Source organism: Bacillus sp. 220_BSPC (genome assembly GCF_001054655.1).
In the GTDB taxonomy this organism is placed as follows: domain Bacteria; phylum Bacillota; class Bacilli; order Bacillales; family DSM-1321; genus Peribacillus; species Peribacillus frigoritolerans.
This window is the reverse complement of sequence record NZ_JVPL01000247.1, coordinates 1-8453: the sequence shown is the minus strand read 5'-3', so window position 1 is coordinate 8453 and position 8453 is coordinate 1. Positions and strand designations below refer to the sequence as shown.

The 8453-nt window shown below is 40.7% G+C and carries 8 protein-coding genes and 1 pseudogene; 6 read left to right on the top strand and 3 right to left on the bottom strand.

The features are described 5' to 3' along the window. Positions 1 to 169 precede the first annotated feature (169 nt). The 3 genes from ADA55_RS19590 to ADA55_RS19580 are packed head-to-tail and all read right to left on the bottom strand — an operon-like array spanning position 170 to position 3878. Positions 170 to 1315, bottom strand: coding sequence for a Ger(x)C family spore germination protein (locus ADA55_RS19590; RefSeq protein ID WP_048686950.1), 1146 nt, complete (start codon positions 1313 to 1315; stop codon positions 170 to 172). Between the two features lie 3 nt (positions 1316 to 1318). After that, complete coding sequence (locus tag ADA55_RS19585) at positions 1319 to 2803, bottom strand: spore germination protein (RefSeq protein WP_053087434.1); 1485 nt, start codon at positions 2801 to 2803, stop codon at positions 1319 to 1321. Further along, positions 2778 to 3878, bottom strand: coding sequence for a GerAB/ArcD/ProY family transporter (locus ADA55_RS19580; protein WP_048686948.1), 1101 nt, complete (start codon positions 3876 to 3878; stop codon positions 2778 to 2780). Before ADA55_RS19580 ends, ADA55_RS19585 begins: the two co-directional genes overlap by 26 nt. 234 nt (positions 3879 to 4112) lie before the next feature. Here ADA55_RS19580 and ADA55_RS19575 point away from each other — a divergent pair, with 234 nt between their 5' ends. The 6 genes and pseudogenes from ADA55_RS19575 to ADA55_RS28745 form a co-directional block, all read left to right on the top strand. Next, positions 4113 to 4631 (top strand): YfiT family bacillithiol transferase, encoded by a 519-nt coding sequence (locus ADA55_RS19575; RefSeq protein ID WP_081088691.1) that lies wholly within the window; start codon positions 4113 to 4115, stop codon positions 4629 to 4631. A gap of 2 nt (positions 4632 to 4633) precedes the next feature. After that, positions 4634 to 5170: a GNAT family N-acetyltransferase gene (locus ADA55_RS19570; protein ID WP_048686942.1), complete on the top strand. Its 537-nt coding sequence runs from the start codon at positions 4634 to 4636 to the stop codon at positions 5168 to 5170. Between the two features lie 23 nt (positions 5171 to 5193). Beyond that, positions 5194 to 5679, top strand: coding sequence for an SRPBCC family protein (locus ADA55_RS19565; protein ID WP_048686940.1), 486 nt, complete (start codon positions 5194 to 5196; stop codon positions 5677 to 5679). A gap of 630 nt (positions 5680 to 6309) precedes the next feature. Then, positions 6310 to 7560, top strand: coding sequence for an MFS transporter (locus ADA55_RS19560; protein ID WP_048686938.1), 1251 nt, complete (start codon positions 6310 to 6312; stop codon positions 7558 to 7560). Between the two features lie 111 nt (positions 7561 to 7671). After that, positions 7672 to 7869, top strand: a complete 198-nt coding sequence (locus ADA55_RS19555; protein WP_048686936.1) for a hypothetical protein — start codon at positions 7672 to 7674, stop codon at positions 7867 to 7869. A 125-nt stretch (positions 7870 to 7994) separates the two neighbouring features. Beyond that, positions 7995 to 8358: pseudogene (locus ADA55_RS28745) on the top strand (IS1595 family transposase); the annotation flags it as partial. Positions 8359 to 8453: the final 95 nt, after the last annotated feature.

The following is an 8453-nucleotide window of genomic DNA, read 5'->3' as shown; positions in this document are numbered from 1 at the left end:
AATTTACTCGTGAAAGGAGCATTATCCATAGAATGCAGCAGCAATCTCATGAGATATCAGCGTTTACTCGTGAGTTTAGTCGATTTACTCGTGAGTTTGGAGCAAATACTCGTGAGTTTAGTCGATTTACTCGTGAAATTGGAGCAAATACTCGTGAGATAAGCCAACTTTACTCGAGTGGTTTAGCTTCTAATCCGCCTGTGTTAAGGATATGTACCTTTACATCTATATCGTGTATTGAATCCTTATCTAAATAATCCTTCGGCTCTTTTAAATGATTCTTTTGCCAGTATTTTGTTTCTTTGATATAAAGGGTGTTGCCTAAGTTTAAAGGGTCTGCGTTCTTTTGGAGCCCTGTTTTAAACGTTGTTTGGATTTCTTTTTTTATTTGGCTTTCGAATTTGCGTTTTATTTTCTCGATATCGATTTGGGTATCAAGCCCCAGTATTTTGCCGGATACGTTAATTTGAATATCGAATTTGTACTTTCCATCCTTGAGAACAGGTTTTACTTTATGATCCGGATGGGAGAAAGAGGCATAGATGTCTTGCTTATTCATGATGATGTTCACTGGAGTTTTGTTGGTCCTTTTAGTGAGCCAGCGGACACCGCTCAATTCTTTTTCAGAGAACCAGGGCTGGGACACTTTATAGTAAATGACAAATGCACCATCCATATAGAGACTTTTTCGATTTTTATCTTTTTCCTTCCAAACTTTATCGTTCCAGGAAATGGAGGGTAAAATGGTTGTAGATGCTTTTTCCCGCTGATTGGAATAATACCTTTGGACCGTAATGGGTTGGATGAATGATCTAATCCGGTATACATCATCCGGAAAATATAATGTCGTGTATAAAGGCGACAAATTAAAAAAGCCGTTAATGGAAAATAGCTCATCCATTGAACTTTTTGTGGCAAAAATATTGGCTGAGTATCTAAGCAATTGGTTTCTGTAAATATAATCCACTATTTCTGTGCTTTGCCGATTCAAAACATTTTCACTGATTACAAATGTGGATACATGCCCTATATAGAGAGACTGTTGAGTATTGCGCATTAGTTGATTAATGGCGATTGAAATGGACCGTCCTTTTTGTTTCCCTACATATACGGGAGGGGCTTGAGTCGGCTTCGATTCCGTTTTAGCTACCGCAGCGAAGTCTACAAGTTGCGTATAAACTATGTATTCCCCATCTTGGAAATCTAACCCGATGGCTGTTATATAATGAAAGTCCTGGATTGTTTTTTCATCCCAACAGCCTGAAAGTAATAGGATTAAATGTAGGGTCAACCAAATTTTACAGATGCGGAACATGCCTTACTGCCCCTTTCTCGTCTTATCATCAGCTGCCAAAGATCGTTTACTGATGGAATTCCATGGCCTCTTTATGAATGAATCCAGTATTTTTGTGATCCTTAGCGGGTTCATTCCTCCAATATATGGAAGACCGAATGAATCAAGCCTGGATAGTAATGTGACAATGGAAAGGAAACCGATTATCAAGCCATAGATTCCATAAATGCAGCTTAGTAACAGCACAAACATTCGCAGAACGGTAACGGCACCTGTTAAAGACTGGTTTACAAGTGTATAAGATGCAACTGAGGTTACGGCGGTGACCACAAGCATGGTTTGCGAGGTCAGTCCTGCCCTAATTGCAGCATCACCGACAATGAGACCTCCTACAACTGCAACTGTCTGCCCAACCGCTTTAGGTAACCTGACCCCTGATTCACGGAATAATTCAAATAAAATGAGCATGAGAATGAATTCCATCGTGGCAGATAAGGGAAGTCCCAGCCTTGAAAGGGTTATCGTGGCTAGTAACGGGAACGGCACCTGTTCAATATTGAAAGCGGAAATCGATATCCAAAACCCCGGCAATAAAACGGTAATGCCAAGCCCCATAAAGCGAAGAAGTCGCTCAAGGCTTACAAATAGAAAAGGAAGATTCGAATCTTCTGCGGTTTTTATTTGCAATAGTAAAGTAGAAGGGGCCACGATTATCGTTGGCATACCGTCCACGATTAGAATGAATCTTCCTTGATTGAGTGCTTCGACTACAAAATCGGGGCGACTCGTATAATGAGTGAGTGGAAATATACTAAATTTACTGTTAGTGATTAATTCCTCCAATTGTTGGCTGCTCACCAAAATATCAATATCAAGGGAGTTGATTTTCGATCTTACATTTTTAACAAGTTCTTTATCGATGATGTCATCCATGTACATTAGTGCGACTTTCGTTTGACTGCGCCTGCCAACGATAAAGTCTTCATAGGCAAGCGATTTGGTTTTTAGCCGCTTTCTGATTAAAGCTGTATTCATGGATAAATCTTCGACAAATCCATCTCTTGGCCCCCTTACCGAGACCTCGAAGGAGGACTCCTCAGGCTGCCGGTTCGGAACTTTGGACAAATTAATGGAAAATAAATCTTGTGTTAGCGGTATGAACAATAGAGCATTCCCGGAGAAAATCTGCTGTTGGACACTAATGAATTCACTATCAATGGTCACTTTCGTCAAATCCACCAATGGTTTTAGCTTGTTGATAACCTTTTCTGCATCTATTCTCTCATCCAATTGCATCATTTTATTTAACTTTTCTAAAATTCCTTCGTTCAGTAAACTGATATCAGCCATACCCGAGCAGTAAAAAATAAGGATTGGAATGGGCCTTTCGGTTTCTCCGATATAAATCTTGTCAAATAAGATATCTGAGCTTGAACTGAATAACTCTCGAAATGTCTCCTCCCTTAATTCAGGGAGGGTTGGCTCATTTTTGGATCGTTTCATTCTCATGTTTTTTACCCTCCTTAGAACTAATGAAAGTGCCGATAAACAAAAAGGCGGACAAAAGTATCAGGAAATAAAGAGCACCAGGGTAGTAAAAGGTTTGGGTTATATGCAAGAACTTGAAATTACTGTAGGGAACGATGGAGACGATCACCATAAGAAAGCCTACAGCGAAGAGAATTCCCAGCTTCATTTGGTTCGTTTTTTTATTAAAGACTTCAGTTATTAAGAATAAAGCCAGTGAAACACGAATATAGGCCCCAGCAAGCCATTGATAAATGGAAAAGAAATCTGTATGTTCGATATATTTTCCAATAGTCAGCAGCCGCCACTGTTCATAGGCAGGATACCTCATGGCTTCGGCTAAGGTCGGCCCGAATTCAGCGAGTGCAGCTGTTAATGGGCCGAGAAGTAGGAACACTAATCCGAGGCATATGAAAACCAATACTTTCCGACTGATCTTATCAGAAATATTTTCCTGAAAGAAAGCCAGTAAAATCAGTTCGGCAAGGCCATAACCAGTATATAGAAAGCTCTTAACACCATGAAAATAGCCATTCTCGAAAAGGGGAAGGAGGTGGCTGTAGTCTTTTGTCGGCATATTTCCGGTCGCGACGAAAATGCCAAGAATGATGACTATGGGCAATAATACAGAAGCGCAAATGGCAATGGAGCGCATACCTGAATGGGCAAGGAAGATACATAGCAGTGTAAACGGAATGATAATCGCTAAACTTGGGGTTTCAAAAAGAAAGCTTGTAGTGATCCAATCTATCGTTTCCTTTGTAGTCGCCAAAACAAGGCTGATCAGGTAGAGCACTATAAAGAATAAAGCGATATTTTTAATAGGTTTTCCAAATCTATTTTCAAGCCAATCCGTCAGGGATTGATTATTCATATTCTTGATTATCCTCGATAATATGTAGACCCAAATCGGGATCAACCCAATCGTAATGACAGAAAAAAACCAAGCATCCCTTCCGCCGGTGGATAGGAGGAAAGGGATCAAAATAACGTGATTAAGAAGGCCGATTGATAAAAAGAAGATGCTCAGGGTTTGTATCGAACTAATTTTCTTCAATATGATCCTATCCCCATTTCCATTGTTTAAAGATTGGATTGATGCAAAATGCCATTCATTTGTTTATGATTGCTAAATGAGGAAATAGTATACGCGCTAATGATATGGATTAAATTTCTGATATTTAGTGATGAGCAGTAGAGCAAAGCAAAGTATGCCGGAAAAAGGATTTGTCTTAATCGATAAAGAATATATATAGATGCTATTTTTATTGAACATCAAGGGGGAATGAAGATGGATTTAAGATACCCGGTCGGGAAGTTTCAGTTTGACGGGGAAATTACTAGTGGTGTAGCCGAAGGGTGGCTCAACGAGATTGAAGCCTTGCCTCAGATCCTGCGGGAAGCGGTAGGAAACATGGATGATGAACAGCTTGATACGGCTTATCGTCCTGGAGGATGGACGGTCCGCCAAGTGGTGCATCATGTTGCGGATAGTCATATGAATGCGTATATTCGCTTCAAATTGGCCCTTACGGAAGAAAATCCTGTCATTAAACCGTACGAGGAAGGGAAATGGGCAGAGCTGCCTGATTCTGATTTGCCGGTTGAAGTTTCTCTATCACTAATCGAAGCTGTACATATCCGCATGGGCAAACTTTTATCGGGGCTTCATGCAGACGACCTGAGCAGAACATTCATCCATCCTGATTCAGGAGAGGTGACAGTCGGTGAAAATATAGGAATTTATGCATGGCACGGACGCCATCATCTGGCTCACATTACTACTTTATCAAAGCGCCAGGGATGGTGAATATGACTGAGAAAGGTGTGATTACTGTGAACGCCGATGTGAAAATCGAACAAAAAACATCAATCGAAGACCATCTTAATGAACTGTCTGACCTTTTGGTGCAAGTGGTGGATGATGGTGCGTCCATCGGTTTTTTACCACCCATGGAACGGTCTGAGGCGATTGATTATTGGAGTAATGCCATAAATCCTGATGTGATTTTATTAGTCGCTAAGTTACAGGGTAAGATTGTCGGGAGTGTACAGTTACATTTATGTTCAAAGCAAAATGGCGGCCATCGAGCGGAAATCGCAAAATTAATGACGCATACTGGTTATAGAAGAAATGGCATAGGACGTTCACTCATGCTAGAGGCTGAGAAGAAGGCCAAACAGGAAAGGCGGACATTATTGGTCCTGGATACGAGGGAAGGAGATCCTTCAAATCTCCTGTATACCTCATTGGGATATATTCAGGCAGGCAGGATTCCTGAATATGCGAAATCTGCAAATGGTGAATTCCAACCGACCATTTTTTATTATAAAAATAATCTCGGGTAACGAATTGAATGGGGGGAATCCAAGTGCAAGCTTCAATCGAAAAAGATGGTAATGGGATTATCGCAAGATTCGATCGCCTGCTCAATCATTCGGTTGAAAAGGTATGGGGTGCTTTAACGGAGAATGATAAGTTGGAAAAGTGGATGTCCAACCTGGAAATGAAGGACCTCCGAAAAGATGGGACGATAAAATTCAATTTCAATGATGGGTCAGGGAAATCTTTTGATATGAAGATCAGGGACTTCCGGGAATCTGCCGTTTTAGATTTTGAATGGGGGGACGGCTGGGTTCGTTTCGAGGTATCCCCTGAAAAGGATGGATGCTCATTGGTATTGAAAGAATCCATTACGCCAGTTAATGATCATACATCAAAAGATTTGGCAGGCTGGCATATTTGCCTAGGTATGTTTAGTGATTTACTTGATGGACACCATCAGGACTTCCCAATGGATGAATGGGAAAAATGGCATAAGGAATATACGGCTGCCGTCAAACGAATGGATGGATAATGAATGTGTGACAGGCAGCAGGATACATAAGGAAGCGGAACAATGAATTTCGGCCAAAGCCGAAGTGATGCTTCTGCCATGAAGGAAGTTTTTTATTGATATTCCGGTTTGCTCCATGTTAAGATGACTTTAACTTTTAAGAAATGGAGGTTTTCCTTGTGACATATATCAGACTGCGTTTCCAATCTTTGAACCGTTAATTGAATACGTTCAAGAGCTCTGCCGTCCGCAGGGTAAATGGGAATGGTCTGTCTATTTTTAAGGAAACCTTCATTTTACGCATTTAAGAAAAAAGAGACCCAACCTCTTTTTTTTGTGTCCAGCTGTAGCCGGGGCAACCTTTGTGATCATAGGTTTTCACGATTCCAGTTGAATTTAAAATGGAAGAATTTATATAAAGGGAGAATTACATTACCTATCCAAGGGTCATTTTGGATAGATCTGAGATTCTTCATTGTATTGACCAAACCGAAGGCCAGTGGGAGATTGATTTTTTATCGTGAAAATAGTCATCCTCTCAGGTTTCTTTAGATAGGTTCTGATCCATTTACTCTAAACACAGGCAAATAGCCTGTGTTTTTTTTAGGGCATTAAGAACAAATATTGAAAATAGAATGAGGTGTTTAAGAGATGAAATCATTAAATGAACAAGTAAAGGACAATTGGAAAAAGAATATCACTCTTTTTCTAGGCAGTCAGACGATATCCCTCTTTGGCTCGTCCTTGGTCCAGTATGCCATCATGTGGTATATCACATTGAATACACAGTCGGGTGTCATGATGACGATATCCATCGTTTGTGGTTTCGTGCCCACCTTCATACTCTCCCCAATCGCGGGGGTATGGGCAGACCGCTATAATCGGAAGATACTGATCATTCTTTCGGATTCTTTGATTGCCATTTCAACGCTCGTATTGGCCATCTTGTTTTTAATCGGCTACGATGAGCTTTGGCTGCTTTTCGTCATGTCCGCTGTCCGCGCAATCGGAACTGGGATCCAGACTCCTGCAGTCGGGGCCATTCTCCCGCAACTTGTGCCAGAGGATAAGCTTACGAAGGTGAACGGGACAAATGGAAGCATTCAAGCGCTAGTGATGCTCGTTTCCCCCATGGTGAGCGGCGCGCTGCTTACGATGGCTTCAATCGAAACCATTTTCTTCATTGATGTGATTACAGCTGCAATTGCCATCTTCACATTGCTGGCCTTTTTGAAAATTCCAGCACATTCGAAGGCATTACAAAAGCAAACAACCAGCTATTTCACCGATTTGCAAGAAGGCTTCATTTATATCAGGAATCACGACTTTCTTAAGAAGTTCTTTATGTTTTTCGCATTTTTCTTCGTGCTTGCCGCACCAGTTGCATTCCTAACACCGCTTCAAGTCACACGCTCTTTCGGGAATGATGTTTGGCGGTTGACTGCGATAGAAATCACCTTTGCCATCGGTATGATGCTAGGCGGGATTTTCATGGCTTCCTGGGGAGGCTTTAAAAACAAGATCCATACGATGACACTTGCAAGCCTTATAATTGGTGCCTGTACTTTCGCTCTTGGAATCATCCCGGTTTTCTGGATTTACTTGATCATCATGGGGGTAGTGGGATTGGCGATGCCCATTTTTAATACGCCGTCCATGGTCTTGTTACAGGTGAAAATCGAGGGTGATCTTCTTGGGAGGGTATTTGGTGTTTTAGGAATGATCTCGACTTCCATGATGCCCCTGGGAATGCTTGTATTCGGACCGATATCCGACATCATTAAAATAGAATGGCTCCTTATAGGAACTGGTATATTGCTGTTCATTCAAGGTTTTTTCCTGCTGGGCAGCAAAGTGTTGATCGAAGCCGGAAAACCTATCTCCAAAGATGCCTCCGAGTAATGGGGCACGGAACGACATGTCAGGCTGAAGGATTTTCAGCATGCCGGATATTTATTCTTGTAGAAAGATGATACCATGAAAGTCATCATTTGATTGGGGAAGGAGGAAAAGATGGGTTTTTTGGGGAAATTATTTAATTGGATGGTAGTTATCGGAATGATTCTTCTTATAGGACGATTGATTACGATGGCGTTCTTGTTTCTGGAAATTCCATTTACGACCTTTTTCAAGGATTACAGTCTCATTTCGATCATCATTTTAATAATAGGTGCAATTGGTCAGCAATTCACCAAGCCGGGTAAAAAGTAAATGAGTTATCACCTTTCCTTTTCATGAAAAGAATCAGCTTCGAATTCACTAGACCGAGATATTCTAATGTCGGTCTAGTTTTTTATTTAAGCTATGTTAAATAATTCTGACTGTGGAACAACATCGCTATCGGCAATGAATTGTCGTCGGACAATACACTTTGCACCGATGCTTGGAGGGCATTTTCACCTAGGCAAGAAATAAAGGATTGGAACACTACTGTTTTAAATCAGACGGTGCAGAACGTGTAAGAGGGATTTATCATATCCAAAATGTTAATAATTATCACATTCTATTAAAAGGTTGGATACAACGACTTAATGGAGTAGCAACAAAATACCTACCCCATTATTTGAGTTGGTTTCATTTCTTGGATATGATTAAACATCGAAGTGATAACATTTCAATAAGTAGTATGATAGTAGAAAGTTGTCTTTTCAAGACAGATTTACTTATAAAGAGTTAAAGATTATCAACCTTAATAAATGAATACATTGGAACTAAGGGGGCGGAAAATTGAATATAGAAGTTGGCTATTTCCCGAAGAGATATTATGACTCAAATCCTGATGCTGGAGGTTTTTT

What these genes read in the sequence shown, in the direction of transcription:
- ADA55_RS19590 (WP_048686950.1), bottom strand. Translation starts at nt 1,315, where the DNA reads ATGTTCCGCATCTGTAAAATTTGGTTGACCCTACATTTAATCCTATTA.
- ADA55_RS19585 (WP_053087434.1), bottom strand. Translation starts at nt 2,803, where the DNA reads ATGAGAATGAAACGATCCAAAAATGAGCCAACCCTCCCTGAATTAAGG.
- ADA55_RS19575 (WP_081088691.1), top strand. Translation starts at nt 4,113, where the DNA reads ATGGATTTAAGATACCCGGTCGGGAAGTTTCAGTTTGACGGGGAAATT.
- ADA55_RS19570 (WP_048686942.1), top strand. Translation starts at nt 4,634, where the DNA reads ATGACTGAGAAAGGTGTGATTACTGTGAACGCCGATGTGAAAATCGAA.
- ADA55_RS19560 (WP_048686938.1), top strand. Translation starts at nt 6,310, where the DNA reads ATGAAATCATTAAATGAACAAGTAAAGGACAATTGGAAAAAGAATATC.
- ADA55_RS19555 (WP_048686936.1), top strand. Translation starts at nt 7,672, where the DNA reads ATGGGTTTTTTGGGGAAATTATTTAATTGGATGGTAGTTATCGGAATG.